This is a genomic window from Hyphomicrobium sp., assembly GCF_035687085.1.
Taxonomy (GTDB): Bacteria; Pseudomonadota; Alphaproteobacteria; order Rhizobiales; family Hyphomicrobiaceae; genus Hyphomicrobium_B.
The window spans coordinates 165,215-191,298 of the sequence record NZ_DASRYS010000012.1; the positions used below are offsets into that span (position 1 = coordinate 165,215).

Consider the following 26,084-nt stretch of genomic DNA (forward strand, 5'->3'; position numbering starts at 1 on the left):
AGGCACCCCCCGAACCATGGTAATTCTGTGGCTTCCGGAAGGGGAGATCCGGCGATCTGACGTGCAGCGCGCGGTTTCGATCTGATCGAAGCCCTGTCTTGCGCTCACGCGCACGGCTCCGCCCGGGTTCCGATTGGAGAAATGCCTATGGAAACTACCCCCAGCACCGCTCTGGGACTAGGTGATGAATCTAGCATCTGGTTCAAACTGACGCCGCTTCTGCGCGGCGATCCCGAAAACCCGATGCGCATTCTGATGCACATGATGGACCGATACGGCCCGGTTCTGCCAGTCACGATGGCGAACCAGCGCGTGGTGCTGATTTCGGAACCCGAGTACTTCAAGCACGTGCTCGTCACGAAGGCCGATAGCTACACGAAATACTTCGATGGCCTGAAGCCGATCTTCGGCAAGTCGATGATCACCAACGACGGCGCGCTCTGGCAAAAAATCCGGATGCCGCAGCAGCCGGCCTTCCACCCGGACATGTTTGCCGAATACATCCCGTACTTCCTCAGGGCCATCCAAACCAAGATGGACCTTTGGAGCGAACTCGCCCAGACCGGCGAGACGGTGGAAATGGTGGAGCAGACGTGGACGCTTGCGGCCGACATGATCTGCAAGGCTTTGTTCGACCGCGACATGCCGTTCAATCCGCACGTCGTCTTCAAATGCGTCAAGACCTACACGGACGTGATGAACCATCGCGAAATTCGCTTGCGCAAGCAGGCCGGCGAGGTGTTCGAGATCACCGAAGAAGATCCCGCCAAGGCGATGGAGATCTGGGCCAGCGTTCCGCCGGCCGTTATGGGTGCGGATCCGCGGGAAGCGCGCGAGCGCACGCTTTTGAAGATGATCGAAGCGGTGGTGGCTGATCCGTCAGTACCTGAATTCGACCGCGAGCAGGCCGTCGACGAACTCAAGCAGTACCTGTGGGCCGGCACGGAGACGACGGCTCTCACCCTCGCGTGGGCGCTTTATGAGATTTCACGCCGTCCAGAGGCCGCCGAGCGCATTCGCCGCGAAGGCGAGCAGGTTTATGGTGACCGCGAACCGACGGCGGCCGACTATTCCGGCCTCGCCTACACGCGCGCGGTCATCCAGGAGACGATGCGCATCTATCCGCCCGTGTGGGGCTTGATCCGCGTCGCTCAGGCGGAAGACGAGATCGGGGGCGTGAAGATCAACCCGGGCGACCGGGTGACGCTCTTTGCCTATGGGGCGCATCACAACGCCAAATTCTGGCCGGAGCCGGAATCCTTCCAGCCGGAGCGCTGGATGGCGGGCAACGCCAAGAAACAGGTGAAATACAGCTATATTCCGTTCGGCGCAGGCAAGCGGTCGTGCATCGGCGGCGCCATGAGCCAGGTCGAAAATACGCTTGCGTTGTCGCTGCTGCTCCGGCGCTTCCGGCCGGAGTACGTGGGCAAATATCCGGCTGGCCTCAATGCGACCGTGACACTGACGCCCAAGGGCGGACTGCCCTTCAAGATCAGGGAACTGAGCTGACGCTGAAGTGTTGGCCCAATGTGCTGAAAGTGCCGACAAGGCCGGGACAGTTGTTCCGGCCTTTTTCTATTTTAAGGAGAGTGGATGAGGACCGTGCTGGAATCGCAAAAGGCGTAAGACGCCATCTCAAAGGGAGCGATGATCGAGTTTTCCACAGCTAATTCGCAGGCTATCCCTTGTCTCGTTCCTAACCCAAAGACTGAGCGAACTTAGGGATTCGCGTTGTAGCTGCTCGCAAATGCGAAGCAGCCCGGTGTTCAACTGCCGGTGGTACTGTCATATTAGTGGCATGTTAGGACTTTAAAAGGACTTTCCAGGTGTCACTTCCCCCGGTGACATTTCATTCAGGTTCCAACTCCAGGAGGCCCCTCACCATGGAGTCCGTGAGAACTGTAGTGCTCGGCAAGCCCGTGTTTCTGTTGACGGGTGCGAAGTCTCGCCATTCGAAGAGCCATTCTTCGCCCGCGCTCGAAGTTGAAGCCCCCGAGAAGCTTCTTGAAACGGCCCGTCGTAATCCTGACGCCGTCGCCTTTGGATTTGTGGCCGGGAGCTGGGTTGCGGCCGCCTGAGGCCGCCTTCCATTCAATTTGCAAAGCATGGCGCCGGCTCAATTGGGCCGGTTAGCCCATGTAGATATCATCCCCGAAGGGCATGTCCGTCACACCCGGTTTGACGCCAAACCCGGTCAGAAGTGCGTGCACTTGGCCCCGATGGTGGGTCTGATGATTGAAAATGTGGGCGGTCAGGAAAGCGCGAGAGCGCGTCAATTGACGGCCGGTCGCGCCTGAAACCCAGGCCAGATCACCTTCCAAGTCGGATGGCTGGAGGTGGTTTGCCCAGTCCTGAATGAGGCCGTCGAAGCGGCGGCGCTCAGCTTTCAGATCATCCCAGGACTCGTGGAGTGAGAGCCCCTCCGCGATCGTCCGTTTCGCTGGAGGCGCCGCTGGACCCAGCCGGTGCAACCAGGTTTGATCGGCCCAGAGGATATGATTGAGGGTGGCGTGGATCGAGCCGAAGAATGCGCCTCGATCCTCTTTGCGCTGCTGGTCGCTCAGGCCTTCGGCCGCACCATAAATGTTGGCGTTTTGCCAGCTGTTATAGCGGGCGAGCGTGCGGACATAGCTTGGCAAGATCATATCTGCTCCAGCCCTTTATGTCCGCACGACGCCTCAGGCGTATTGTTGCCCGTTCAGCCGACGATCTCGTGGAGACCGAAGTTGAGAGCAATCTCGCGCTCGGCGGCGGCGGCGCTGTCGGAGCCGTGCGTCGAGTTAGAGCCCTTCGATTCCGCGAAAAGTTTGCGGATCGTGCCTTCAGCGGCTTCCTTGGGGTCGGTCGCGCCCATGACTTCGCGGTACTTGGCGATGGCGTTCTCGCCTTCGAGAACCTGCAGAACGACCGGGCCCGAGGTCATGAAATCCACGAGTTCGCCGTAAAAAGGCCGTGCCTTGTGTTCTTCATAGAATTTTTCAGCCTGCGCACGGGTCCACCGCACACGCTTCTGAGCCACGATGCGCAGACCGGCGTCTTCGATCACGGCGTTGATCTTGCCAGTGAGATTACGGCGCGTAGCGTCGGGCTTGATAATTGAAAACGTGCGTTCGATGGCCATAAGTCTGTCTCGCTTTACGTATATTATTCGGGGTGAGCGGGCTTATAGCGATGCGCACAGCTAGCAGCAAGCGGCTGGCGTGCACCCAATCGTAGCATGCGGTTGCACGTCGTACGCAAGAAGTCGTGGTTGACCGCATAATCGCCCGATTGACGGGCGCAATTGCGTATAACAGTGTGGGCCGGCGCGAAGCGCACGGTCGAGTGGTGGGGCAGCGATGCCTCCGTGTGCGAAGAAGCGGTGATGACGGGACAGGCCAACGAAATTCAGTGGTATATTGCTCGCGACGGCAAGCAGCACGGGCCGCTGACTGACGTCGAGATGCGCACGTTCGTCGCGCACAACTACCTTCGTCTCAGCGACCTTATCTGGCGGCCGGGGATGCCCGAATGGCAGGCGGCGCCGGCAGTCTTTCCGACCGCGTTTGAAACTCTCGGTGATGAACCGAAGCAAGCCCCTGCCCGCGCGCAAGGGGCCACCATAAGCGCGAGTTCGCGCGGTGAGCCGACGCATTATCCCAGCATGGCCAGCGCCCGCCCCGACGACCAAGGCCACGATTATTCGCAGCAGCCGCCGTCCCGGATGGACCGGAATCTGGTGAAGCGGCTGGCGATCGCTGGCGTTGCCATCACGCTCATCGGCGGGGGCGCCTTTGCGCTCGCGACCTATCGCGGGGATGATCCCGTCGCATCGGCTGAGCACGCCCCGATTGTTTCGGCTCCGGACACTGGCGCTCGCCCCACCGCAGCCGCGGAGACACAGCAGCCGGTAGATCATTTCGCCGACAATTCCGTGACGACCTCGGCGCCTCCGGCGGCGAATGACGTGATCACGAGTGCGGCGAGCCCGACGACGACAGCATCCGTCTCGGCACCCGAGCCCGATCCTGCACCGGCTGCCGAAGCGCCAAGCCAGGGTACGCAGGTTGCGGCGATTGAGCCGCAGCCGCCCGCCGCTGGTCCGACGACGGCAATCGATGGTTCGCCGCTCGACCAGCGCCTGCAGAAGGTGGCGGTGTGGTCGCTCATCAAGAAAGAATATCCGGATTGGTACGCTGCCCAGATTGGCGATGCCAACAAGCTCGTCGCTGAAAACAAGTCCAATAACGAGGTTGCCGCGCTCCTGGCCCAGAGCCTCGTCAATCTGCGCCGGCAGAATGCGGAGAAAGCACTGGCTGCTAGTCCGGACCGGCTGCAAGCGATCGCGCAGGCATTCCTCGATCATCTGAAAGCGCTGAGGGCGCAGAGCGTCAGCGCCTGCTTTGGCTTCATTTCGAAGGGCGAGACGAGCCCGGCGGTCGTGCAGATGATGGAAAATCCGGAGACTGCGACCGCGCTCAATGCGCAGGCCGGAGCCATTTTCGAGGCGATCTCCGAAGGCACAAAAAGCCCGGTCAAGCATGACTCGGCCGTCAAGAGCGACTACGACATCCTAATCAAGGAGCTCAGCAAGCTCGGCTGGAAGGAGGAAGATCTTCAGGTCTTCTCCAATCCGAAGCTCTTGGCCAAGCGCGAGCCGGAGCAGGTCTGCAAGATGGTGCAGGAGTGGTTCGTCGCCCACTTGTCCGTGCAGGACAAAGCCGTTCGCGAACGGCTGCTTTTCGAAACGCTGAAGCCCGTCGTGTCCGGGTGATGCGATGGCCTACGCCGCGATCAAGGTGCTCTTGACCGCGGTTCTCGTCGTTGCGATTTCGGAAGTTGCGAAGCGATCGACGCTTCTAGGCGGTATTTTGGCTTCGCTGCCGATCACGTCTCTTCTCGCTTTTGTCTGGCTTTATGGCGAGACGGGTGATGTGGGGAAAGTCGCGAGCCTGTCCTACAGCATCTTCTGGTATGTGCTGCCCTCGCTCGTGCTCTTCGTCGTGTTGCCGGTGCTGCTCGCGCGCGGCTTCGATTTCTGGCTGAGCCTTGCGATCGCCTGCGGATTAACCGTCGTGGCCTATGCAGCAATGGCCAGCATTCTCGCGCGTTTCGGCGTCGCGCTCTGACCCTCTGACCCAGTGACAGGAGGCGGCGGACCAGCTATCGGCTTCGCCCATGCTCCATATCAACGATCTCACCTATCGCATCGAAGGCAGACCGATTTTGCAGTCGGCGACGGCCGCCATCCCGTCCGGCCACAAGGTCGGGCTCGTCGGGCGCAATGGCGCGGGCAAGACGACGCTGTTGCGTCTCTTGAAAGGCGAGGTCGCTCCAGACGACGGGTCGATTTCCATGCCGCGGAATGCCCGGCTAGGGCACGTTGCGCAGGAGGCGCCGGGTGGCGACGATAGCCTTCTCGACTGGGTGCTTTCGGCTGATACCGAGAGGGCAAGTCTGCTGGCCGAGGCCGAAGAGGCGACGGACCCGGATCGTATCGCCGAAATCCAGATGCGGCTGACGGACATTGACGCGCATTCGGCGCCGTCGCGCGCGGCGCGCATTCTGGCGGGTCTGGGTTTCGACGAGGAAGCCCAGCAGCGCGCCTGCCGCGAGTTCTCTGGCGGCTGGCGGATGCGTGTGGCGCTCGCCTCGATCCTGTTCCTGAAGCCAGACATTCTGCTGCTCGACGAGCCGACGAACTACCTCGATCTCGAAGGCACGCTCTGGCTCGAAAATCATTTGAAGGCTTATCCGCACACGGTTCTGATCGTCAGCCATGACCGCGATCTGCTCAATCGCGCGGTGACGTCGATCCTGCATCTCGATCGGGGGAAGCTGACGCTCTACTCCGGCGGTTACGATGATTTCGAAGAAACGCGGCGCGAGAAGCAGCGCCTCGAAATGAAACTCAAGAAGAAGCAGGACGAGCAGCGCCGGCATTTGCAGGCCTTCATCGATCGCTTCAAGGCGAAGGCGACCAAGGCGGCGCAGGCGCAAAGCCGCGTCAAGGCGCTCGCGAAAATGCAGCCGATCGCGGAGCAGGTGGACGAGCGCGTGGTGCCGTTCCACTTCCCCGATCCGCAGAAGGTCATTGCCAGCCCGCTGCTCCGGATCGAGAAAGCGACCGCCGGATACGAGGCGGAACGGCCCATTCTCTCCGGCATCGATCTGCGCATCGACAACGATGACCGTATCGCGCTGCTCGGCCAGAACGGCAACGGCAAGTCGACGCTCGCCAAATTGATTGCGGGACGTTTGAAGCCGCTCTCTGGCGAAGTCTTTGGCGCGCAGAAGATCGAGGTTGGATATTTCGCGCAGCATCAGCTCGATGATTTGCAGCCGAAAGCGACGCCTTACGACTACATGCTGAAGATGATGCCCGACGCGACGGAGGCGCAGCGCCGGACGAAGCTCGGAACATTTGGCTTTAGCGCCGATAAGGCGGATACGGCGTGCGAGAAGCTTTCGGGCGGCGAGAAAGCGCGCCTGCTTTTGGCGCTGACCGCTTTCAATGGTCCGCATGTCCTCATTCTCGACGAGCCGACGAACCATCTCGACGTCGACAGCCGTGAGGCGTTGATACGCGCGCTGATGGAATACAACGGCACGGTCATTCTCATCAGCCACGACCGGCACCTGATCGAAGCCAGCGCCGACCGGCTTCTGCTCGTGCGCAATGGATCCGTTAAGACCTACGACGGGGATATGGAAAGTTATCGCGCGCTGCTGCTCGAGGAACGCGGTGCACGGACTTCGGAACGGCGCGAGGAGACGAACGGCGATCCGCGCTCGTCGCGTGCCGATCAGCGCCGGGCGGCTGCCGAGAAACGCGCGGAACTGGCGCCGCTGAAGAAAGCGATGATGGCCGCCGAAAAGCAGGTCGAAAATCTAACGAAAGACATCGCAAAGCTCGATGCTGTGCTGGGGGATACCGAGATCTACAGCACCGATCCGCAAAAGGCGCAGGCTGCCGCGCAGAAGCGCGGGCAGCTCGCGCGTGACCTGCAGGCGGCCGAAGAGGCGTGGCTGATGGCGACCGAAGCCTTCGAAGAGGCATCGGCCCAAGTCGAAGCCTAGGATTTATTTGCTTTTTTCGGCTGCTCTGCACGCGCCGGCTCACCCGAAGCGGCTAATTCGTCGCGATTGTCCCCATCTGGACGAACACGGATTCGGAACCCATTTGAGCTTCGCGAAGTTCAAATGATCGCGCAGCCACAAGTGCCCCCCCGCGTACTGCGCAGGTAGAGAACAGCCATGAAGCAGAAATTCGTGCACCACCCCTTACGGCCGAACCCTCCTCGCGCACAGGCTGCGAGCGCGAAGTTGGTGGTTTCTGAATACGTTGCTTACGTTGCGGCGCTCTCGATCGGCGTCGTGGTTGCGATCATCACGTTCGCTTACGCGGCCAACATCACAATTCAGTGGCTCCGTACGATGAGCGGTCCCAATTATTTCAGTTCCCAGGCGCAGCCGGTATCGCATCCGAACGAGAAGATTTCTGCGCCGACGAAGTTTGCGTTGGTGGCCGGGGCGGAGAGCCCTGGCACTAAGTAGTAAGTCGAGTGTTCTTGCCTATCCTCCGTTCCCAACTTCATCCCCGGCTCTGCGCCGGGGATTTTTTTGCGTTGGAAACGATCAGCCGCTGATTTTCGAGAAGTCGGCCACGGTTTGCGTTGCGGCGCGGATTTCTGACAAGAGCCGCAGGCGGTTTTCGCGGATTTTCGGATCGTCCGCGTTGACGAGGATCTTATCGAAGAACCGATCGACCGGCGCGCGCAGTTCCGAGAGCGCACGCATGGCGCCTGCGAAGTTCTCGACCTGTATCGCCGCGACCGTATCCTGCTTCACCGCCTCGATGGCGGCGGCGAGCGCGGTTTCTTCCGTCTCTTGCAGAAGGGACAGATCGTAGGCGCCGGCGTAGGATTTCTTGTCCTTCTTTTCCTCAATGGCGAGGATGTTCGCGGCGCGCTTGACGCCGGCGAGAAGGTTCACACCGTCATCCGTTTTCAAGAACGTATCGAGGGCTTCGACACGGCGGACGATGAGCGCCAGATCATCCTGGCCGCCGAGCGCGAACACGGCGTCGATGAGATCGTGGCGCTTGCCTTGATCGCGGAGGAAGACTTTCAGGCGATCGGCGAAGAAGGAAAGGAGGTCGTCAGCGATTTCTGCGGGCGACTTCGCAGTCACCTTTTGCAGCGCGAGGCTTTGCTGGATGTGCTTGCCGAGAGGTACGCGCAGATCGTTTTCCAGCACGATGCGGATGACGCCGAGAGCGGCGCGGCGGAGCTGATAGGGATCGCCGGAGCCCGTCGGTTTTTCGCCGATGGCCCAGAAGCCGACGAGCGTATCGAGCTTATCGGCGAGCGCGACGGCTACGGCGACGGCATCGCCCTGGTCTTCGCGCGGCACGACGTCGGTCGGGCCTTTTGGCTTGTAGTGCAGCTCAATCGCGCGGGCGATCTCGGGCTTGGTGCCGACGTGCTCGGCGTAATAGCGGCCCATCAAGCCCTGCAGCTCGGGGAACTCGCCGACCATTTCGGAGACGAGATCGGCTTTGCAAAGACCAGCGGCGCGGCGCGCGTCCTGCGGGTCGGCATCGCAGGCGCCAGCCAGTTCGAAGGCCAGTTCTTCGATGCGATCGACGCGATCCTTCTGGCTGCCGAGCTTTTCGTGGAAGGTGATGCCGGCGAGCTTGCCTGCCATCTCGCCGAGCGGATGCTTCAGATCCTGCTCCCAGAAGAAATTGGCGTCCGACAACCGGGCGCGGATCACCTTCTCGTTGCCGGAGACGATCTGCGCGCCGCCGTCGGAGGCAACGAGGTTCGACACGAGCAGGAACTTGTTGGCGAGCTTCTTCGATTTCGGATCGCGCAATGAGAAGCACTTCTGATGCGTCTTCATCGACGTCATCAAAACTTCGGCCGGAACATCGAGGAAGGCTTTATCGAACGTGCCCATCAGCACGACGGGCCATTCGGTGAGACCGGCGTTCTCGGCCATCAAAGCTTCGTCCTCGACGAGTTCGAGCTTGGCTTCCTTCGCGAGCGCGTGGGCTTGTTCGGAGATCGCCGCGACGCGCTTTGCGGGATCGAGCCTCACGTGATGCTCTGCGAGCTTGGCCTCATAATCGGCGAAGCTTTTCACCTTGAACGGGCCCGCGCCTAAGAAGCGATGGCCGCGCGTTTCGTGTCCTGACGGCAGTCCATTGATCTCGAACGGGACGACCTTGCCGCCGAGCAGGCAGAGCACCGATTGCAGTGGGCGCACCCACTGGAAGGGCGACGATCCCCAGCGCATCGACTTCGGCCAAGGGAACTTGGCGGCGACTTCTGTCACCGTTTCGGCGATGATTTCGGGCGCGGGACGGCCGGGCTTCTCGATCTTGGCGACGTAGTAATCGCCCTTCTTCTCGTCCTTGACGATCGTCGCGTCTTCGATTGACGCAAGACCCGCGGATTTCAGAAATCCTTCAACGGCCTTTTCCGGTGCTCCGACCCGCGGGCCCTTCTTCTCTTCCGAGATCGCGGGCGAACCAGCGGGTACGTTTTCAACGACGAGCGCCAAGCGGCGCGGCGTCGAATAAGCACGAGCATCGCCAACGTCCAGGCCGCGTGCCTTCAGGCCGTCAACGACGAGACGCTTCAAATCATCCGCTGCGCGCAGCTGCATGCGCGCGGGAATCTCCTCGGATAGAAGCTCGAGTAGTAGTTCAGACATGCAAGATCGGTCTCGGTGAAAAAAGCTCTCATCCCTCAGTGAGGAAAGAGCACGGGCGAGGGGTTGAGATGTAGGCCGCTGTGGCGGGCCTCACCCTAGGCCTCTCCTCGCTGCAGGGCGCAAACGAGGAGAGAAAGTCGTTAAGGGTTCGTTGGCGCGGGTGCCGGAGCAGGTGCAGGCGCCGCTTCCGGGTTCGTCTCGGGAGACGGACTTGCGGGCGTTTCGGGCGCGGTCTCTGCTGCAGGCGTGGGCGCTTCGGCCGGCGGCGTTTCGGCTGGCGCCGGCGGCGGTGTCTCGGCCTTCATGGCCGCACCTTCGTCCGCGGGTGCCGTTTCTTCCGCGTGCTTGTGCTCAGGGACAAGTCCGGCAGGAAGCGTAGCCCTGACCGTATGGCCGATGTCACGCGTGGCGCCGGTGGTATCGAGATAGCCAATGCCCACGGCAACCAGAGCAACGAAAAAGGCCAGTATCCAGGGCATTCGCCGCAGAGCGAAAGCTCCGATGATGAGTAGTGGCGCAGCGAGCGCTATTATGCCGAGCGTCGTGTCAGTCATGCGCGTCCTCCTCCTTCTGTCTTCAGCCACGCGGCGCAACAGGCTTTCGCCAAGTCACGGACGCGCAGGATGTAGCTCTGGCGCTCCGTGACCGAGATCACGCCCCTAGCGTCGAGCAGGTTGAAGATATGGCTCGCTTTGATGCACTGATCGTAGGCGGGAAGCGCGAGCAAGTGCTCCTCGCCACCTTTCGCTCCAGCCTCGAGCAATGCCTTGCACTCGGCTTCAGCGTCTCTGAAATGGCGGAGCAGCATCTCGGTGTCTGCGTGCTCGAAGTTGAAGCGGGAATACTCGCGCTCGGCCTGCAGGAAGACGTCGCCATATGAGAGGCGCTTATCGTCGTCGCGGCCGTTGAAGTTCAGGTCATAAACCCGGTCCACGCCCTGAACGTACATCGCAAGGCGCTCCAGACCATACGTGATCTCGCCCGCAACCGGATTGCAGTCGAAGCCGCCGACCTGCTGGAAGTAGGTGAATTGCGATACTTCCATACCGTTGCACCAGACCTCCCAGCCGAGACCCCAGGCGCCGAGCGTCGGGCTTTCCCAGTCGTCTTCTACGAAGCGAACATCATTCAGCGAAGTATCAATGCCGATGGCGTCGAGGCTCGCCAGGTAGAGCTCCTGGATATTCGCCGGAGACGGCTTCATGATGACCTGGAACTGGTAGTAGTGCTGCAGCCGGTTCGGGTTTTCACCGTAGCGGCCATCCTTGGGACGGCGGGACGGCTGTACGTAAGCCGCAGACCAGGGCTTGGGGCCCAGCGCGCGCAATGTCGTTGCCGGGTGAAAGGTGCCCGCGCCCACTTCCATGTCGTAGGGCTGGAGCACGACGCAGCCTTGAGCGCTCCAGAAGCTCTGCAACGTCAGGATCAGGTCTTGAAAGGCAGCTTTGGGGCGCAACGCGGGAAGCCGGGCGGCTCGCGTCGAAACCGTCGTTTGGGACATTTTTCTTGCTCTTCGGGCTTAATTCGCGGGCAATATACGCGTAACCCGGGGCTTGTCACGCATTGCTAAGGCCGGGTGAGGTTTTCCTGCACCGTGAGCCGCGGGAGATGCCTTTGAGCGAAGTTTAAACGCCGGGAGAGCCGTGAAGGCTGCCGCCGCAGCTTAGCGGTTCAATTCTCGCGCTGCGCCCGGGGCTTATATACGCCAGCGGCTTCGTCCCATTCGAGACTGCCGAGATCGCGCACGTGAGCTGCCGCGCGGCGCACGGCTTCGTCGGCCTTGCGCGCGCCGGACTGGGCATTACGCGAAATCGCCGATAGGAGCCGGTAACCTGCAAGGCCCGCTACGCCGACGATCGCCAGAAACATCACTGGGGGCATTTGCAAGGCCCTCCGGCCACCTAAATTCCAAACCGCGACCAAAGCGATCGGGTTTCCATAGCCGACACTAGATCATCGGCAAAAGCAAGGCCATTGCCGAGCCCGGACGCACCCGGCGCCCTCCGAAGACGGGATAGCAGCCCTCCCCGGTCCGGCTCTATGACTTTCAGCCTGACCGTATCGCCGAACATCTGCCGCATCTTGCTTCGGACATCCGCGATGCCGTCGATCAAGCCGAAGTCTGCGGCTTTGGCGGCCGACCAGAATGCGCCGGAGAAAAGCTCGCCATCGGAGCCCTTCAGCTTGCCGAGCCGGCGTTCCTTGACGAGCCCGATGAAGACGTCGTGCACGTCCTGCTGGATCGCCTTCAGACGCGCGACATCGCCTGGATCTTCAGGCAGGAAGGGATCGAGCTGGTTTTTGTCGGTACCGGCCGTATAGACGCGCCGTTCAACGCCAAGCCGCTGCAGGAGATCGACGAAGCCGAAGCTGCGGGATACGACGCCGATCGAGCCGATGATCGATGAGGGATCGGCGTAAATTTCATCGCCGGCGATTGCGAGGAAGTATCCGCCCGAAGCGGCTACGTCTTCGCAGAAAACGTAAACACGTTTTTCTTTCTCTGCCGCCAGCTGACGGATGCGATTGAAGATGAGGTTCGACTGCACCGGCGAGCCGCCGGGCGAATTGACCACGACTGCAACGGCGGGAAGCTTCGAAAGCGAGAACGCCTTCTCGATCGCCCCTGCGTAGCTCGTCAGCGAGAGGCCAGGGCGCAACGGCGTTGCCATGCCGATCGGGCCGCTGAAACGCAAAACGGGAACGACTGGCTTGCGTGTAAAGGGCCACATAAAGCTTCACTCCGGTCAGCTGTTTCGCTCTGACGTTGCGCTATGAGAAAGGAGTTGGATGATCTAGTGCAACAGTATGCTGCTTGCCAGAGGCGATCAGCCGCCGAATTGCGCTGGCAATGCGGCGCCGTGCCTGAAAATGGCCTCGACCTCGGGCCGAAACGCCTGTCCTGGTCCGTGTAGAATGAGCGGCGGTTTGATCGTGATCGGCGCGCGGCTGCCCTTCACGCCGCTAACGATCACCCGGATTGCAGCTGCACCGGCACGCGGGTAAATGGGCAAAATGCCGACGCCGCCGAACCGCCCCTCAAAGACGGATAAAATCTGAGGCAGGGCCTCCGCCTTATGGATCATCGCGACGCGGCCGCCGGGCATGGCCATGCGCGTCATGAAGCGCGCCCATATCTCCAACGCGTTCTCGGGCATCTGATGAGAGACGGCCTTCAAGGGGCTCGGCGCGGCTGTTCCCCGGCCCTCGTGGTGGTACGGCGGATTGGCAAGGACGACCGGGAACGACTCCGATGCGATACCCGCGCGCGAGAGTGCATCGGCAGGACGCGCTATATCGGTTTCGACAACCGAAACGCGCATTCCAAGCCCGTTGCGTTCGATATTGTGCCGCGCGAGCATGGCAAGATCGGCTTCGCGCTCAATGAGCACAACGTGGGCATCCGGACACCGCGCAGCAACGCAGAGGCCGACCACGCCGACCCCCGCACCAACATCCAATATTGGGCCTTTTCCCGCGGTCTCAGGGCTCATCAACGCGGCGAGCAGCACTGCATCCGTACCCGCGCGATAACCATTCCGCGGCTGGCGGACGGTCAACGCTTCGCCTAGGAAGAGGTCTTCGGTTGCAGCGTCGATGACCGATACCTCATTTACGCGCATTGCCGACCACCCATTCGCCAAGTCCTGCGTCTCGTAGGATCTGGGCTGCCTCAGCCCATTCATCGTCAGAAACGACGAGACGCCGCGGGAAAGCGCCGATTGACCCTTCCATAAGGCTCATATTTCGATCAAATACCATCGCCTCGATGCGCTGATCCTTCAGCAGCGCTTCTGCGTAACTGATGAGGACGGGTTCATTCGTCACAATCAACTCGCGCATGGCAAATCCTAAAGTATGGAAGATCGAAGGCGGCCAAGGCTGGGTGACGGCCTAAAGGCAACTACCTATATTAGCATGGTGTAAAAAATTGGGGGCCAACTTGGGTCGCGTCATTCCACTCGAAGATGTCCGGGAAACGGGACAGAAGCTGCAACCGCTTCTCGACCTCGTGTCGGATGACATGGAGGCCATAAACCGGATCATCCTCGACAAGGCCGTGTCTGACGTGGACATGATCCCCGAGCTTGCACACCACCTCATCGACAGCGGCGGCAAGCGTTTGAGACCAATGCTGGCGCTCGCGTCTGCCAAACTTTGCGGATACGGCGGCAACGGCCACATCCGTACGGCATCTGCGGTCGAATTCATGCACACAGCGACGCTGCTTCACGACGATGTCGTGGATGAGAGTTCGACGCGGCGCGGGCGGAAAACGGCGCGCATGATCTGGGGCAATCAGGCGAGCGTTCTCGTTGGCGATTTTCTGCTCGGCCAGGCCTTCAAGATGTTCGTCGATGTCGGATCGCTGAGCGTGCTTCGCATCATGTCGAACGCCGCTGCGACGATTGCGGAAGGCGAGGTCATGCAGCTCGCTGCCGCCAAGAACACCTCGACCACGGAAGACGATTACCTCTCCATCATCAACTCCAAGACCGCGGCTCTGTTTTCTGCTGCGGCGGAATCCGGCGCTGCGCTTGCCCAGCGCCCGGTCGAAGAGCAGGCCGCCCTTCGCTCCTACGGCAAGAACTTGGGCCTCGCGTTCCAGCTCGTCGACGACGCGCTCGACTATGCCGGCGACAGCAGCCGCCTTGGCAAATCCGTCGGCGATGATTTCCGCGAGGGCAAGATCACGCTGCCGGTCATTCTTTCGTTCCGGCGCGGTTCGAACGACGAGCGGCAGTTCTGGAACCGCACCATTGCCGAGGGCGAGATCGCCGACGGCGATCTTGAGCACGCTGTTAGCCTCATGCGGCGGCACAAGGCCATCGAAGCCACGTTCGAGCGCGCGCGCTCTTACGGGGCAATTGCACGCGATGCGCTCGCTATCTTCCCCGCAAGCCGGGAGAAGGATGCGTTGGAGCAGGTGATCGGCTTCTGCATCGGCCGCACGCACTGATCTTCGCGAAGCAAATCTCGCGAACTACATCAAACGCGTCGTCGTGATCCAACACTGAGGTTGCGCGGATTTCAGGATCCGCGCGCCGTATGCAGCGGCTTGCTGCGTATCGAAGAGAGCGAAGCAAGTCGGCCCCGCACCTGAGAGCTGCGCGAGGCGGCAGCGCGGCAGCTTCGCCAATTCCGACAGCATCATTCCGACCTGCGGGAAGATCTGGCGTGCAGGTCCTTCCAGTGCATTGCCACGCGTTGCCGCGTATCTGATCAGTTCGCCGAAAGACGACAGCACCGGCGGCCGTTCCGCTGTTGAGTTGGTTGGTAACGGCGGTGCCCCGAGCAGACGAAAGACTTCCGCTGTCTTGTTGGCCGGCACCTCGTCGAGCGGATTTGCGAGGATGGCGAAGAACTCGCCCGGCAGATCGACGTCACGAATTTCTTCGCCGATCCCTGTCATGATCGCGCTTTTGCTGCGCAAGCAAACGGGGACGTCAGCGCCGAGGGTGCGCGCGACAGCTTCGAGGTCGAGCTTTGCGACTTCTGGATATTCGGCACTGAGGATCCTCAGCGCGGCTGCCGCGTCCGCCGATCCGCCGCCGATGCCGCTGGCGATGGGCAGATTCTTTTCAAGCGTCAGGCTGCCGAGCTGGCAATCGGGTGCCAAGCGCTTAATGGCAGCGATAGCTTTATCTACGAGGTTCGGGCCTGCGAGCGCGCTGGCGAACGGCCCTTCGACCTTGGTTTCGCCCGCCGTGCCGGGGCCGAGCGTCAGGCGGTCGCCAACGTCGCGGGCGAAAGCGACGAGGCTTTGCAGCTCGTGATAGCCGTCGCCGCGGCGGCCCAGAACTTCAAGCGTCAGGTTGATTTTGGCGGGAGCAAATTCCGGATTGGCGGGCATGAATTCTCAGCATTATCAAAAACGGGCGCCAAATGGCGCCCGTATTATCATCCGGATTTGCAAATAGATTATTCCACGGCCCGGCTCTGGGGCGATCCGGCCTTGTTTTCACTGCGCCGGCGCGAAGTTTCGCGTTGAACCTGCCTCGTCTTCTCGGCGTTTTTGGCTTCGCCCTTGGCATCGAGACCGTGTTCAAGCTTTGACTTGATCTTGTCGACATCCTGCGGTTCGGGATCGAGCGAAAGAGCCTGGCTCCACTGGAAGCGGGCCTCGCGCTCGCGGCCAACTTTCCAAAACGCATCGCCCAAGTGGTCGTTCAGGGTCGGATCTTCCGGCTTGATCTCCACGGCACGCTCGAGGAAGCGCACGGCCTCCTTGAAGTTGCCCTGCTTATAGTGCGCCCACCCGAGACTATCGACGATGTAGCCGTCGTCAGGTTTTAGTTGCACCGCCTTCTCGATCAGACGCGTGCCTTCCTTGAGGTTCTTGCCCTGATCCACCCAAGAGTAGCCGAGATAGTTCAGAACCAGAGGCTGATCGGGCGCGAGCGCCAGCGCGCGCTTCAAATCCGCTTCGGCAGCCGGCCAGTTCTTCAGCCGCTCGTAGGACGTGCCACGGGCGTAATAGTAACCCCAGTTGCGCGGGTCGTTCTTGTTGAGCAGCGCGAGGGCCTTGGTGAAGTACGTCACGGCGCCCGCGTAGTCCTTGCGCGCTCTCATGATGTTGCCCAGAGCCTCGAGCGGGCGGACGTCCTTCGGGTTCTCCTCGATGAGCTTCAGGAGAATGGCCTTCGCCTCCTCCGGCTTGTCGAGCGAGTTCAGATCGAAGGCCTTGCGAATGTCGATCGCACTCTGCAGCGGCGTCCCTTTGGGAATCCTGTCGTAGGTCGCGATCGCGTCTTCGTACCGCTTCACGGCTTCCTGAGCGTTCGCGAGTGCCGCGAGCGCAAAGGCGTGATCGGGCTTGGCGTCGAGCGCCAGTTGCAGATAGATCGTGCCGAGACTGACGCCACCTTCTCCAGCCAGGGCTTCGCCCAAGCCGTAAAACACTTCCGACAAGCCATCCGTCGCGTTCGTGATCAAGAGCGGCGGCTTTTCCTTGCGATTGATGATGTCCAGCATCTCTTTCGCGAGCGGATGTGGATCGCCCTGCGTTTTCGCCAGTTGCTCCTTCACGACCTGACGGGCGACCTTGAAGTCTCCATAGTGGGCTGCCGACTGGGCGTATGCGAGCGACGTGCGCAGCGTGCGGCTGTCCCGCTTGAAAACTTTCTCGAAGGACGCGCGCGCATCCGCCTTGCGCCCCGCGAGATCGGCAATCAGCGCGCGATGATAGCGCAGATAGAACTGGGCCCATTCAGGCTGCTTGGAAAGATCGAGCGCCTTCAGCGCGCCGTCGGCATCTCCGGCCGCTAGACGCGTCCAGCCGACAGCGATTGCGCTGGTCAACTCACCGATGGGATTTTCGGAAGCCGCTGTGAAGTGCTCTTCGGCTTTCTTGAAGTCATTCTTCTTGAATGCGGTCACGCCCAGGAGAAACTGGGACATCCGATGCGACTGGCGCGTTGCGGCCAGCTGTTCAGCAAGAGGAATGGCCTTGGGCCAGTTCCCCGACATCGTCTCCATCTGGAAGGCCTGCTCGAGCAGGACCTCGTTCGTTGGATCGCGTTCGAGGGCTCGCCCGTAGAAGTCCGCCGCCTCCTGCGTGTCCTGAGCGGCGCGCGCGAAACGTCCGGCCAGATAATTGCCTAGAACCGAGTTCGATATCTCGTTCTGGCTGAAGTCTTGGTCTTGAGAGCGGGCCGGAGCCTCGCTGAAAAACCCGGCGACGGTCATCGCGATCGCACCGAGGCCTGTGATCAGCCCGCGCCCGAGGGGTCCCCGCATTGACATCATTCCTTTGCTGCCGGAAGCCAGTTCGATTCCTGCGGACCCAAACCTAGCAAAGTTACCGCTCGGTTGGCGACACGCTTCGCGTGAAAAATGGGACATGATTCGAAATTGCTAACCGTTCCGCACATTGCGCACGCGCAATTACGCGCAAACGGCTTCGCCAGCGCCATCATGTTTGCTGAACGCAGTGGAAGTTATGTTCCTTCTGCCGTTATCTTTGAACGCTACATTCCGGCGTAATTGGGCCCACCGCCGCCTTCGGGGCAGGTCCAAACGATATTTTGGCTCGGATCTTTAATATCGCAAGTTTTGCAGTGTACGCAGTTTTGCGCGTTGATCTGGAATTTCGGCTGGCCGACCTCGTCCGTCACGACTTCATAGACCGCAGCAGGGCAGTAGCGCTGCGCGGGCTCGGCGTACTCGGGAAGATTGATTGCGATCGGCACTGCCGGGTCAAGTAACTTCAAATGTACGGGCTGATTTTCTTCGTGATTGGTTCCCGAGAAGGATACGCTCGTCAACCTGTCGAACGTCAGCTTGCCGTCGGGCTTGGGGTAGGCAATCGGCTTGTAATTAGCCGCGAGCCCAGTCGCCGCAGCATCCGTTTTCCCATGCTTTAGAGTGAAGCCCAGGCCAACGCCGCGAATGATCGTGTTGAGCCAAAGATCGAAGCCACCCAGCGCAACGCCAAGGTAGGTGCCGAAGCGCGACCACAGCGGCTTCATGTTGCGAACGGTTTTCAGATCGCGTCCGATCTCGCCGGTGCGGACGGCTTTTTCATAATCTTCGAGCTTGTCGTGCGCGCGGCCCGCTGCGAGCGCATCCACGACCGCGTCGGCGGCGGCGATACCGGACAGAATGGCGTTATGGCTGCCCTTGATGCGCGGCAAGTTCACCATGCCTGCGGCGCAGCCCAGCAAGGCTCCGCCGGGGAAGACGAGATCCGGCATCGACTGCCAGCCGCCTTCGGTAATCGCGCGCGCGCCGTAGCCGATGCGCTTGCCGCCTGCGAATACATCGCGGATGGCCGGATGCGTTTTGAAGCGCTGGAATTCGTCGAACGGCGACAGATATGGATTGGCGTAGTTCAAGTGCACGACGAAGCCAACGGAAACCAGATTGTCCCCGTAGTGATAAAGGAACGAGCCGCCGCCGGTGCGGCTATCGAGCGGCCATCCAAACGTGTGCTGCACATGTCCGGGCCGATGCTTTTCAGGGGCGACCTGCCAAAGTTCTTTCAGACCGATGCCATATTTCTGCGGCTCATGCCCCTTCGCCAGATCGAACTGACGGATTAGAACTTTCGAGAGAGAGCCACGCGCGCCTTCGGCGACCAGCGTGTACTTGGCGCGCAATTCCATGCCGCGCACGTAATTGTCCGTCGGCGCGCCATCGCGGCCGACACCCATGTCTCCCGTCGCGATGCCAACGACGGCTCCGCTTTCGTCGTAGAGAATTTCGCTCGCCGAGAAGCCGGGATAGATTTCGACGCCAAGCTCGGTTGCCTGCTCGGCCAGCCATTTGCAAACGGAACCCAGGCTGACGATGTAGTTGCCGTGGTTCTTCAGCATCGGCGGCATCGGCCAACTGGGTAGGCGAATGTCGCCTTCTGGGCCAAGCACACGAAAGACGTCCTCGGTTACGGGCGTCTCGATGGGCGCGCCGCGTTCCTTCCAATCCGGGAAGAGGCGATTGATGCCGATTGGGTCGATGACAGCGCCGGAGAGGATGTGGGCTCCGACTTCCGACCCTTTTTCCACGGCGACAACGGAGATGTCGGAGCCTGCTTCTGCGGCCTTCTGCTTCAAGCGAATGGCAGCTGACAGACCCGCTGGGCCGGCTCCGACGATCACAACGTCGAAATCCATCGCCTCGCGCGGCGGCAGCTCGGCCTCGTCAGCAGACATCTTCACCTCGATTTGATTGCTGAAAGTTGCTTTATGCTCGATTAGGTCCCGCTATGGAACGCGTCAAGCCGACGGGTTTACATGGGAGTTGTCCATCCGCAAAGGCTGGCAGCGGCGCGCCGCCGCGTGCAATTGCATCGCTGCGCCTCTATTCTCTGGGCCCATGGAGAGATCGAACGCCGAAAACGAAATGCTTTCGCTGCTCAATTGGTTGCAAGCCATGGGCGCGGATGCCGCTGTGGGCGATACAGCGCATGACTGGCTTTCGCGCGGAAACGACGCGCCGGGGTCCGCCTTTGCTTGGCCGGAGCGCGGCGATCCGGCGCCGGGCCTCAAGCCTCCGTCCGATGCGCCACGCGCCGAGGCTCGCCCATCGGCCAGACCTCCCCGCGCCGCGAGTGCTGTTGAGCCCGGCAGACCTCGGGCCGTCACGCCGCTTGGGGCGAGCGAGGCGGAAACCAATGCGCGGCGGATTGCGCGCGCGGCCAATACGCTGCAGGAGCTCGAAGCTGCCTTACAGAATTTCGACGGCTGCGGGTTGAAGGCCACCGCCACAAAGCTCTGCTTTTACCGGGGCGCGCCAGCCAGCGACCTGATGATCATTGGCGAAGCCCCGGGCCGGGACGAGGACCTTGCCGGCAAGCCGTTCGTGGGCAAGGCCGGACAGTTGCTCGATAAGATGCTCACGGCGATCGGGCGCACAGAGGCCGACGTGCACATCACTAACGTCGTCTATTGGCGGCCGCCGGGCAATCGGACGCCCACGCCGCAGGAGACGCTTGCCTGCCGGCCGTTCCTTGAACGGCAGATCGAACTCGTCTCTCCGAAGATCGTTGTCGCGGTAGGCGGCTCGGCGGCGAAAGAGATCCTCGGCGCCTCGGAGGGCATCATGCGGCTCAGGGGCAAATGGCGCGAGCTTACAATCGGCGACCGTAAGATCCCTGCCCTTGCGACATTGCATCCGGCCTATCTGCTCCGGACCCCGGCGGCGAAGCAGCTCGCCTGGATGGATCTGTTGCAGATACGGACAAAGCTCTAGATACCACGAGGACCGTCATGGCGGGCATTGACCTTCAGCGCACATTCGTCCCCGTTCGGATCGCGATCCTGACGATGTCGGACTCACGTACGATCGCGGAAGATACGTCAGGTGACTATCTCGAGCGCGCGATTGGCGAATCGGGACATGTCTTGGCCGGGCGCAAGCTCGTGAAGGACGACACGGCGCTCATCAGAAGCATTGTCGAGGGCTGGATCAACGACCCTTCGGTCGATTGCGTGATCACGACGGGTGGCACGGGGTTCACGGGCCGGGACGTAACTCCAGAAGCGGTGAAGCCGCTCTTTGAGAAAGAGATCGAAGGCTTCGCGATCCTCTTTCATATGCTGTCTTTTCAGAAGGTGGGGACGTCGACCATCCAGTCGCGGGCGTGCGGAGGCGTAGCGCACGGGACGTTCATTTTCTGCTTGCCCGGATCGACCGGCGCATGCCGCGATGCGTGGGACGGGATCTTGAAATTCCAACTCGATGCACGCCATCGGCCGTGCAATTTCGTCGAGATCATGCCCCGACTCGAAGAGCATCGTACCGCGGGCTGATTGAGTAAATCGGCAGAGCGCTTTAACGCGCCGTCTCGGCGTTGCCGTGAAGGCGAGCGATCATGCTGATGGGCAGCCCGGCGCCGTAAAGCATCTGGCAGATCTGATTGCGGACAGAACTCAAGAGATAACCGCCCCGCTTGTATTGCTCGGCGGGCGTGACGGCGTTCGCGTCCAGCATGACCAAGCGTTTGCGGCCGAGGCGGCGGGCCAGATCAATATCTTCCAAGATCGGCAGGTTCTTGTAGCCGCCGACTGCATCGAAGAGCTGCCGCGGAATGAGCAGACCCTGGTCGCCGTATGGCATGCGCCGGATCTTGCATCGCAGGTGGACGAGCCGCTCGAGGAGCCGCGGGGCGATGCCGTTATCGTCGAGACGGAACTTGAACGCGCCGGCCGCGATCGGCCGTTCGCCGTAATCGACACGGCGCATGAAGGCGGTTGCGCTGCGTTCCCAGCCCTCTTCCAGGACAGTGCCGGCATGGAGAAAGAGAAGCCATGGGAACCGTGCGGAGGCCGCCCCTTGGGCGAGCTGCCCGCCGCGGCCGGGAGCGCTGAGGACGATGTCGGCACCGGCCTGATCTGCGATCTCAGCGGTTCTGTCGGTTGATCCGCCATCGACGACGATCACCTGTGTGACGATCCCGTCCACGGCGGAGGGGACCAGAGCAGACAGCGTCGCCGCCAACCTGTGCTCGGCGTTACAAGCAGAAATGATCACCGAAATCATATTCCTCTCCTGCCACGGCCGAGGACGTGCGGCAAGGCGCGCCAAGTCGCGGGTCTTAACCAATCGCCATCGCCTCGTCTAGGCTTTGTTCTTTATTTGTTCCAGGAATGCTGCTATGGGAAGCGGGATTTTGAGGTCGCCTCGCTCGATATGGCAGCAGAAAGAGACATTTCTGATTTTCCGGCGATGCCGGATATCGTCGACTCCGAGCGCCGCCGTGGGCGGGGGGCGCGGTCGAACAAGTCTGGGCGTTTTGAAGCCCAGGCGCACGAAGAGTTCGACGACGGATGGGAGACGCTCGGCGAGCTGGAGGCCTTCAAGACGGAGGTCTTCGAGGACACCAGCAAGACGATCATCTCACATAATGACAGCCCCGACGTTTCTTTCGACAGCTCGATAAACCCGTACAAAGGTTGCGAGCACGGCTGCATCTACTGCTATGCGCGGCCGACGCATTGCTATCTCGGGCACTCCGCCGGTCTCGATTTCGAAACGAAGCTTTATGCCAAGCCCAACGCCGCGGCTCTGCTGGAGCGCGAGTTCAAGAAGCCAGGCTACAAGCCGGACACGATCGTGATCGGCGGCAATACCGATCCCTATCAACCGATCGAGCGGGAGCACAGGATCACGCGGTCGGTCCTGGAAGTCATGGCGAGGGCCAATCATCCGCTCGGCATGATTACGAAGTCGGCGCTCGTCACGCGCGATATCGACATTCTCGGCCCAATGGCGGCAAAGAATTTGGCGCGGGTCGCCATCTCGATCACGACGCTTGACCGTCACGTTGCTCGCGCGATGGAGCCGCGCGCAGCGACGCCGTCCAAGCGACTGGAGGCGGTGCGGCTGCTCTCCGAGGCCGGAATTCCCGTGACCGTCATGGTGGCGCCGATCGTTCCGGGCCTGACGGACCACGAGATCGAGCCGATATTGGAAGCGGCCCGGGAGGCCGGCGCGCGTGAAGCCGGATACGTGCTGCTCCGCCTGCCGCTCGAGATCAAAGACCTCTTCCGCGAGTGGCTGCGAGAGGAATTTCCCGATCGCGCCGACAAGGTGATCTCGCTTCTTCGCTCCATGCACGGCGGGCGGGACTACACGGCCGATTTCGGTGTCCGCCAGCGCGGCCGCGGTCCCTATGCGACTCAGATCGCGATGCGTTTCCGCCTAGCGAAGAAGCGGCTGGGTCTCAGCGAAGAGCGCATTCCGCTGCGGAAAGACCTCTTCATCAAACCGGGAAACGGTGGACAACAACTCAGCCTACTTTGACACGCAGATAAGCGCGATGATCACAATGGCGTATGAAGATCGCCGATTCGCGCATAAAGCCGACGTTCGAGCTCGAAGCTGCAGAACATCTGCTCGGCTCCCGCCCGATCGCGGGCGTGGATGAAGCGGGTCGCGGACCGTGGGCCGGCCCGGTCGTTGCGGCGGCGGTCATTCTCAATCCCGATAAGATCCCGGCGAACATCGACGACAGCAAAATGCTCGATGAGGACTCTCGAGCATATCTTTACCGGCGCATCATGAAGGTTGCGATCGTCGGCGTGGCGATTGCGGATGTTGAGCGCATCGACCGCGAGAACATTCTGGGCGCCACGATGTGGGCGATGGCCGAGGCCGTCAGACAGCTCGCCGAAGTTCCCAAGCTGGTGCTGGTCGATGGCAACAGAGCCCCGCCCGTCAGAGTGCCGACGCGCACGATCATCAAGGGCGACACCAAGTGCCTCTCCATCGCGGCGGCATCGATCGTTGCGAAAGTGACTCGCGATCGCCTGATGACTCAAATGGCGCGCCAGTATCCGGGTTACGGTTTTGAGCGCCACAAGGGCTACGGCACACCCGAGCATCAAGCTGCGATCGAGAAGCTTGGAGTCTCCTCGCTCCATCGCCGCTCGTTCAGACCTGTTCAATTGGCTCTTGCCCTTGCCGACGCTTAGTCCGGCAGTATCCCAGGTTGCACATCGAATCGAAAATTTAAATCGCTGCGTGTGTCGAACAAGTATTCACGCGGCCTTCTGATCATGTACAAAGCTCGCTGGCTCGCGCCTCTCGTACCGGCGCGGGCGTGTTCTGTAATTCGTAGCGTAGCAGGTTGTGTACATGGGTTCGCGTCGGTCCAAAGTCCGCTCGCAAAGCGGAAAGATTCTCGTTGGTGATTGCGTCGCCGAGCTGAAAAAGCTCCCAACTGCGAGCGTCGATCTCGTATTTGCCGATCCGCCCTACAATCTGCAGCTCGCCGGCGACTTGATGCGCCCGAACAATACGAAGGTCGATGGCGTCGACGACGAATGGGACAAATTCGACGACTTTCAGGCCTATGATTCCTTTTGCCGCGCATGGCTGACCGAAGTGCGCCGCGTGTTGAAACCGGATGGCGCCATCTGGGTCATCGGCTCCTATCACAACATCTTCCGGCTCGGCGTCGCGATCCAGGATCTCGGCTTCTGGATTCAGAACGACGTCATCTGGCGCAAGGTGAACCCGATGCCGAACTTCCGCGGCAAGCGTTTCACCAATGCGCACGAAACGATGATCTGGGCTGGCCGCGATCGTAAATCGCGCGTGACGTTCAATTACGAAAGCCTCAAGGCTTCGAACGACGACTTGCAGATGCGTTCGGACTGGCTGTTCCCGATCTGCTCGGGCCCGGAGCGCCTGAAGGACGATGGCGGCCGCAAGGCGCATCCGACGCAGAAGCCGGAAGCTCTGCTCCATCGCATTCTGATCGCCTCGACGAAGCCCGGCGACACGGTGCTCGATCCCTTCTTCGGCACCGGCACGACCGGCGCAGTGGCGAAGCGGCTTGGCCGCAAGTTCGTCGGCATCGAGCGCGATATCGATTACGCAACAGCGGCGGACGAACGGATCGCCAAGGTGCAGCCGCTCGAGACGGAAGCAATCGAAACGCTGCCCTCGAAGCGCAACGAGCCGCGCATTCCGTTCGGCCAGATCTTGGAACTCGGCATCATCAAGCCGGGCCGCAAGCTGTTCGGGCCCCGCCGCGAAGTTCGCGCTGAAGTGCGCGCCGACGGCACGCTCTTCTATGATGGTCAGCAGGCGTCCATTCATCGCCTCGGGGCGATCGTTCAGGGCAAGGCCGCTTGCAACGGCTGGACGTACTGGCACTTCGAGGCGGAAGGAAAGCTGAAGCCGATCGACGATCTGCGGTCAGAGGCCAAGCGGAAGCTTGGTCTTACCGGCTCCATGTCGATCTAAGTCTATCCGCTATTCGGTTCAGTTGTCGGCCAAGCCGTGCGCGATCACTTTTTTCATCACGCTCGGCAGGGCTTGCGCATGCAGATCGCGCCGGTGAACCCACCGGCAGCGTTCCTGCTCGGCCCATAGCGTGAAGCTCGCATCGACGGGCACGATGGCGCGGTAGACGATCAGTTCGAGCCGGAAGTGCGTGAAGACGTGAACGACGGCGCCCGGCACCTGTAGCCACGCCGTCGTGACGGGAGCGCCGCGCATTGCCTCCTTCTTAGCGGGCAGCGCGTCGCCCCACGGCGTCGAGGGGACTTCCAACATACCGCCGAGCAGCCCGGCCTCAGGCCGCTGCCGCAGGAGGATGGCGCCGTCTTCCCGCTGCACCAGGAAGGCCACGCCGTATCGCGAAGGCCGCGCGGTCTTGACGCCGCGCATGGGCAAGACTTCCGCGAGGTTTTGCGCGCTCGCCGCGCAATCGCGTTGTAGCGGGCAGACCAAACATGAGGGCTTTCGCGGCGTGCAGATTTCGGCGCCGAGATCCATCATGGCTTGAGCGAAGTCGCCCGCGCGCCGCTGGGGGGTGAGAGTGGCTGCGAGCCTGCGGATCTCGGGCTTGGCGGCGGGCAGCGGCTGCTTCACCGCGAACAGCCGCGACACGACACGCTCGATATTGCCGTCGACGGGCGTCGCCTTTTCGCCGAACGCGATCGCGGAAATGGCCGCGGCCGTATAGGGGCCTATGCCCGGTAGCTTCAGAAGCTCGCCTTCCGTTCTCGGAAATTCGCCGCCGTAATCACGCGCGACGGCTTCAGCGCAGGCCTTGAGATTGCGCGCGCGCGAATAGTAACCGAGGCCCGCCCATTGCTGCAGGACCTCTTCAAGATCCGCAGCTGCCAGCGCGGTGACGGTCGGCCAACGCGCAACGAATTTCTGGAAGTAAGGAATGACGGCCTTCACGGTCGTCTGCTGCAACATGATTTCGGATAACCAGACGCGGTAAGGGTCGGCCTTCTTGCGCGGACCATACCGCCAGGGTAGATCGCGGCGCTCGGCTTCGTACCACGCGAGGAGCGCCTTGACGGTCAATGGTCCCGCCGGCCGCAACGGCAGTTGTTGCTGGCTTTTGCGTAGAGCTGCATTTTCCTGGACCGCGCCCATGCGCCCTGCTTCTCCGGTTGCGCGGGAACCTCGAATCG

Annotated in this window: 26 protein-coding genes; 12 read left to right on the forward strand and 14 right to left on the reverse strand. The window is 61.4% G+C overall.

Annotation, left to right across the window (positions count from 1 at the left end; genetic code table 11):
- Positions 1-147 precede the first annotated feature (147 nt).
- Positions 148-1,509, forward strand: a complete 1,362-nt coding sequence (locus tag VFG26_RS10065; protein ID WP_325024844.1) for a cytochrome P450 — start codon at positions 148-150, stop codon at positions 1,507-1,509.
- A gap of 374 nt (positions 1,510-1,883) precedes the next feature.
- Positions 1,884-2,078 carry a hypothetical protein gene (locus VFG26_RS10070; RefSeq protein WP_325024845.1) on the forward strand — a complete coding sequence of 65 codons (195 nt, stop codon included), beginning with the start codon at positions 1,884-1,886 and terminating at the stop codon, positions 2,076-2,078.
- A 51-nt stretch (positions 2,079-2,129) separates the two neighbouring features.
- On the opposite strand, the gene VFG26_RS10075 is transcribed toward VFG26_RS10070, so the two are convergent.
- Entirely contained in the window at positions 2,130-2,645 is a 516-nt protein-coding gene (locus VFG26_RS10075; RefSeq protein WP_325024847.1) for a DinB family protein, read from the reverse strand.
- Positions 2,646-2,698: 53 nt separating this feature from the next.
- Complete coding sequence (gene ndk / locus VFG26_RS10080) at positions 2,699-3,121, reverse strand: nucleoside-diphosphate kinase (protein ID WP_325024848.1); 423 nt, start codon at positions 3,119-3,121, stop codon at positions 2,699-2,701.
- A gap of 162 nt (positions 3,122-3,283) precedes the next feature.
- Between ndk and VFG26_RS10085 the strand changes: the two genes are divergently transcribed.
- The 4 genes from VFG26_RS10085 to VFG26_RS10100 all read left to right on the forward strand — a co-directional run bounded on the left by VFG26_RS10085 (position 3,284) and on the right by VFG26_RS10100 (position 7,536).
- Entirely contained in the window at positions 3,284-4,753 is a 1,470-nt protein-coding gene (locus tag VFG26_RS10085) for a DUF4339 domain-containing protein (RefSeq protein ID WP_325024850.1), read from the forward strand.
- 4 nt (positions 4,754-4,757) lie between these two features.
- Positions 4,758-5,108, forward strand: a complete 351-nt coding sequence (locus tag VFG26_RS10090) for a DUF3147 family protein (RefSeq protein WP_325024852.1) — start codon at positions 4,758-4,760, stop codon at positions 5,106-5,108.
- 49 nt (positions 5,109-5,157) lie between these two features.
- Complete coding sequence (locus tag VFG26_RS10095; protein ID WP_325024854.1) at positions 5,158-7,059, forward strand: ABC-F family ATP-binding cassette domain-containing protein; 1,902 nt, start codon at positions 5,158-5,160, stop codon at positions 7,057-7,059.
- Positions 7,060-7,236: 177 nt separating this feature from the next.
- Complete coding sequence (locus tag VFG26_RS10100) at positions 7,237-7,536, forward strand: hypothetical protein (RefSeq protein WP_325024856.1); 300 nt, start codon at positions 7,237-7,239, stop codon at positions 7,534-7,536.
- An 81-nt stretch (positions 7,537-7,617) separates the two neighbouring features.
- Here VFG26_RS10100 and glyS read toward each other — a convergent pair whose 3' ends face one another.
- From glyS to VFG26_RS10135, 7 genes are all read right to left on the reverse strand, one after another.
- Complete coding sequence (gene glyS, locus VFG26_RS10105; protein ID WP_325024857.1) at positions 7,618-9,702, reverse strand: glycine--tRNA ligase subunit beta; 2,085 nt, start codon at positions 9,700-9,702, stop codon at positions 7,618-7,620.
- Positions 9,703-9,842: 140 nt separating this feature from the next.
- Entirely contained in the window at positions 9,843-10,256 is a 414-nt protein-coding gene (locus tag VFG26_RS10110; protein WP_325024859.1) for a hypothetical protein, read from the reverse strand.
- Positions 10,253-11,203 carry a glycine--tRNA ligase subunit alpha gene (locus tag VFG26_RS10115; protein ID WP_325024861.1) on the reverse strand — a complete coding sequence of 317 codons (951 nt, stop codon included), beginning with the start codon at positions 11,201-11,203 and terminating at the stop codon, positions 10,253-10,255. Before VFG26_RS10115 ends, VFG26_RS10110 begins: the two co-directional genes overlap by 4 nt.
- A 170-nt stretch (positions 11,204-11,373) precedes the next feature.
- On the reverse strand, positions 11,374-11,583 hold the full coding sequence (locus VFG26_RS10120) for a hypothetical protein (protein ID WP_325024863.1): 210 nt from the start codon (positions 11,581-11,583) through the stop codon (positions 11,374-11,376).
- A 20-nt stretch (positions 11,584-11,603) separates the two neighbouring features.
- Entirely contained in the window at positions 11,604-12,434 is an 831-nt protein-coding gene (locus VFG26_RS10125; RefSeq protein ID WP_325024864.1) for a S49 family peptidase, read from the reverse strand.
- 96 nt (positions 12,435-12,530) lie between these two features.
- On the reverse strand, positions 12,531-13,325 hold the full coding sequence (locus VFG26_RS10130) for a tRNA1(Val) (adenine(37)-N6)-methyltransferase (protein ID WP_325024866.1): 795 nt from the start codon (positions 13,323-13,325) through the stop codon (positions 12,531-12,533).
- Complete coding sequence (locus VFG26_RS10135) at positions 13,312-13,545, reverse strand: DUF2007 domain-containing protein (RefSeq protein WP_325024868.1); 234 nt, start codon at positions 13,543-13,545, stop codon at positions 13,312-13,314. The genes VFG26_RS10130 and VFG26_RS10135 overlap by 14 nt, the downstream gene beginning before the upstream one ends.
- 100 nt (positions 13,546-13,645) lie before the next feature.
- Between VFG26_RS10135 and VFG26_RS10140 the strand changes: the two genes are divergently transcribed.
- On the forward strand, positions 13,646-14,662 hold the full coding sequence (locus VFG26_RS10140; RefSeq protein ID WP_414653276.1) for a polyprenyl synthetase family protein: 1,017 nt from the start codon (positions 13,646-13,648) through the stop codon (positions 14,660-14,662).
- Positions 14,663-14,686: 24 nt separating this feature from the next.
- Here VFG26_RS10140 and VFG26_RS10145 read toward each other — a convergent pair whose 3' ends face one another.
- From VFG26_RS10145 to VFG26_RS10155, 3 genes are all read right to left on the reverse strand, one after another.
- Entirely contained in the window at positions 14,687-15,556 is an 870-nt protein-coding gene (locus tag VFG26_RS10145) for a 4-(cytidine 5'-diphospho)-2-C-methyl-D-erythritol kinase (RefSeq protein ID WP_325024870.1), read from the reverse strand.
- Between the two features lie 68 nt (positions 15,557-15,624).
- Positions 15,625-17,442, reverse strand: coding sequence for a tetratricopeptide repeat protein (locus VFG26_RS10150; RefSeq protein ID WP_325024872.1), 1,818 nt, complete (start codon positions 17,440-17,442; stop codon positions 15,625-15,627).
- Between the two features lie 230 nt (positions 17,443-17,672).
- Positions 17,673-19,355 (reverse strand): electron transfer flavoprotein-ubiquinone oxidoreductase, encoded by a 1,683-nt coding sequence (locus tag VFG26_RS10155; RefSeq protein ID WP_325024874.1) that lies wholly within the window; start codon positions 19,353-19,355, stop codon positions 17,673-17,675.
- 190 nt (positions 19,356-19,545) lie between these two features.
- Between VFG26_RS10155 and VFG26_RS10160 the strand changes: the two genes are divergently transcribed.
- A complete protein-coding gene (locus tag VFG26_RS10160) occupies positions 19,546-20,394 on the forward strand; it encodes a uracil-DNA glycosylase (RefSeq protein WP_325024876.1) in 849 nt (282 codons plus the stop codon).
- A 17-nt stretch (positions 20,395-20,411) separates the two neighbouring features.
- The gene (gene moaB / locus VFG26_RS10165) at positions 20,412-20,954 is read left to right on the forward strand and encodes a molybdenum cofactor biosynthesis protein B (RefSeq protein WP_325024877.1); all 543 of its coding nucleotides are present in this window, start codon (positions 20,412-20,414) and stop codon (positions 20,952-20,954) included.
- A gap of 22 nt (positions 20,955-20,976) precedes the next feature.
- Here the strand turns inward: moaB and VFG26_RS10170 are convergent, their stop codons facing one another.
- Positions 20,977-21,684 carry a TIGR04283 family arsenosugar biosynthesis glycosyltransferase gene (locus tag VFG26_RS10170; protein WP_325024878.1) on the reverse strand — a complete coding sequence of 236 codons (708 nt, stop codon included), beginning with the start codon at positions 21,682-21,684 and terminating at the stop codon, positions 20,977-20,979.
- Positions 21,685-21,834: 150 nt separating this feature from the next.
- Here VFG26_RS10170 and VFG26_RS10175 point away from each other — a divergent pair, with 150 nt between their 5' ends.
- From VFG26_RS10175 to VFG26_RS10185, 3 genes are all read left to right on the forward strand, one after another.
- Positions 21,835-22,947, forward strand: coding sequence for a PA0069 family radical SAM protein (locus tag VFG26_RS10175; protein WP_325024881.1), 1,113 nt, complete (start codon positions 21,835-21,837; stop codon positions 22,945-22,947).
- A 32-nt stretch (positions 22,948-22,979) separates the two neighbouring features.
- Positions 22,980-23,618, forward strand: a complete 639-nt coding sequence (locus VFG26_RS10180; RefSeq protein WP_325024883.1) for a ribonuclease HII — start codon at positions 22,980-22,982, stop codon at positions 23,616-23,618.
- Positions 23,619-23,781: 163 nt separating this feature from the next.
- Entirely contained in the window at positions 23,782-24,897 is a 1,116-nt protein-coding gene (locus VFG26_RS10185) for a site-specific DNA-methyltransferase (protein ID WP_325024885.1), read from the forward strand.
- 18 nt (positions 24,898-24,915) lie between these two features.
- Here VFG26_RS10185 and mutY read toward each other — a convergent pair whose 3' ends face one another.
- Positions 24,916-26,046: an A/G-specific adenine glycosylase gene (gene mutY, locus VFG26_RS10190; protein ID WP_325024887.1), complete on the reverse strand. Its 1,131-nt coding sequence runs from the start codon at positions 26,044-26,046 to the stop codon at positions 24,916-24,918.
- Positions 26,047-26,084 lie beyond the last annotated feature (38 nt).

Coding starts and splice junctions, on each gene's coding strand:
- mutY (WP_325024887.1), bottom strand. CDS start 26,046: ATGGGCGCGGTCCAGGAAAATGCAGCTCTACGCAAAAGCCAGCAACAA.
- VFG26_RS10100 (WP_325024856.1), top strand. CDS start 7,237: ATGAAGCAGAAATTCGTGCACCACCCCTTACGGCCGAACCCTCCTCGC.
- VFG26_RS10095 (WP_325024854.1), top strand. CDS start 5,158: ATGCTCCATATCAACGATCTCACCTATCGCATCGAAGGCAGACCGATT.
- VFG26_RS10125 (WP_325024864.1), bottom strand. CDS start 12,434: ATGTGGCCCTTTACACGCAAGCCAGTCGTTCCCGTTTTGCGTTTCAGC.
- VFG26_RS10185 (WP_325024885.1), top strand. CDS start 23,782: ATGGGTTCGCGTCGGTCCAAAGTCCGCTCGCAAAGCGGAAAGATTCTC.
- VFG26_RS10175 (WP_325024881.1), top strand. CDS start 21,835: ATGGCAGCAGAAAGAGACATTTCTGATTTTCCGGCGATGCCGGATATC.
- VFG26_RS10090 (WP_325024852.1), top strand. CDS start 4,758: ATGGCCTACGCCGCGATCAAGGTGCTCTTGACCGCGGTTCTCGTCGTT.
- ndk (WP_325024848.1), bottom strand. CDS start 3,121: ATGGCCATCGAACGCACGTTTTCAATTATCAAGCCCGACGCTACGCGC.
- VFG26_RS10155 (WP_325024874.1), bottom strand. CDS start 19,355: ATGTCTGCTGACGAGGCCGAGCTGCCGCCGCGCGAGGCGATGGATTTC.
- VFG26_RS10170 (WP_325024878.1), bottom strand. CDS start 21,684: ATGATTTCGGTGATCATTTCTGCTTGTAACGCCGAGCACAGGTTGGCG.
- VFG26_RS10135 (WP_325024868.1), bottom strand. CDS start 13,545: ATGCGCGAGTTGATTGTGACGAATGAACCCGTCCTCATCAGTTACGCA.
- VFG26_RS10160 (WP_325024876.1), top strand. CDS start 19,546: ATGCTTTCGCTGCTCAATTGGTTGCAAGCCATGGGCGCGGATGCCGCT.
- VFG26_RS10115 (WP_325024861.1), bottom strand. CDS start 11,203: ATGTCCCAAACGACGGTTTCGACGCGAGCCGCCCGGCTTCCCGCGTTG.
- VFG26_RS10180 (WP_325024883.1), top strand. CDS start 22,980: ATGAAGATCGCCGATTCGCGCATAAAGCCGACGTTCGAGCTCGAAGCT.
- VFG26_RS10065 (WP_325024844.1), top strand. CDS start 148: ATGGAAACTACCCCCAGCACCGCTCTGGGACTAGGTGATGAATCTAGC.
- VFG26_RS10110 (WP_325024859.1), bottom strand. CDS start 10,256: ATGACTGACACGACGCTCGGCATAATAGCGCTCGCTGCGCCACTACTC.
- VFG26_RS10150 (WP_325024872.1), bottom strand. CDS start 17,442: ATGCGGGGACCCCTCGGGCGCGGGCTGATCACAGGCCTCGGTGCGATC.
- VFG26_RS10130 (WP_325024866.1), bottom strand. CDS start 13,325: ATGCGCGTAAATGAGGTATCGGTCATCGACGCTGCAACCGAAGACCTC.
- moaB (WP_325024877.1), top strand. CDS start 20,412: ATGGCGGGCATTGACCTTCAGCGCACATTCGTCCCCGTTCGGATCGCG.
- VFG26_RS10075 (WP_325024847.1), bottom strand. CDS start 2,645: ATGATCTTGCCAAGCTATGTCCGCACGCTCGCCCGCTATAACAGCTGG.
- VFG26_RS10120 (WP_325024863.1), bottom strand. CDS start 11,583: ATGCCCCCAGTGATGTTTCTGGCGATCGTCGGCGTAGCGGGCCTTGCA.
- glyS (WP_325024857.1), bottom strand. CDS start 9,702: ATGTCTGAACTACTACTCGAGCTTCTATCCGAGGAGATTCCCGCGCGC.
- VFG26_RS10145 (WP_325024870.1), bottom strand. CDS start 15,556: ATGCCCGCCAATCCGGAATTTGCTCCCGCCAAAATCAACCTGACGCTT.
- VFG26_RS10070 (WP_325024845.1), top strand. CDS start 1,884: ATGGAGTCCGTGAGAACTGTAGTGCTCGGCAAGCCCGTGTTTCTGTTG.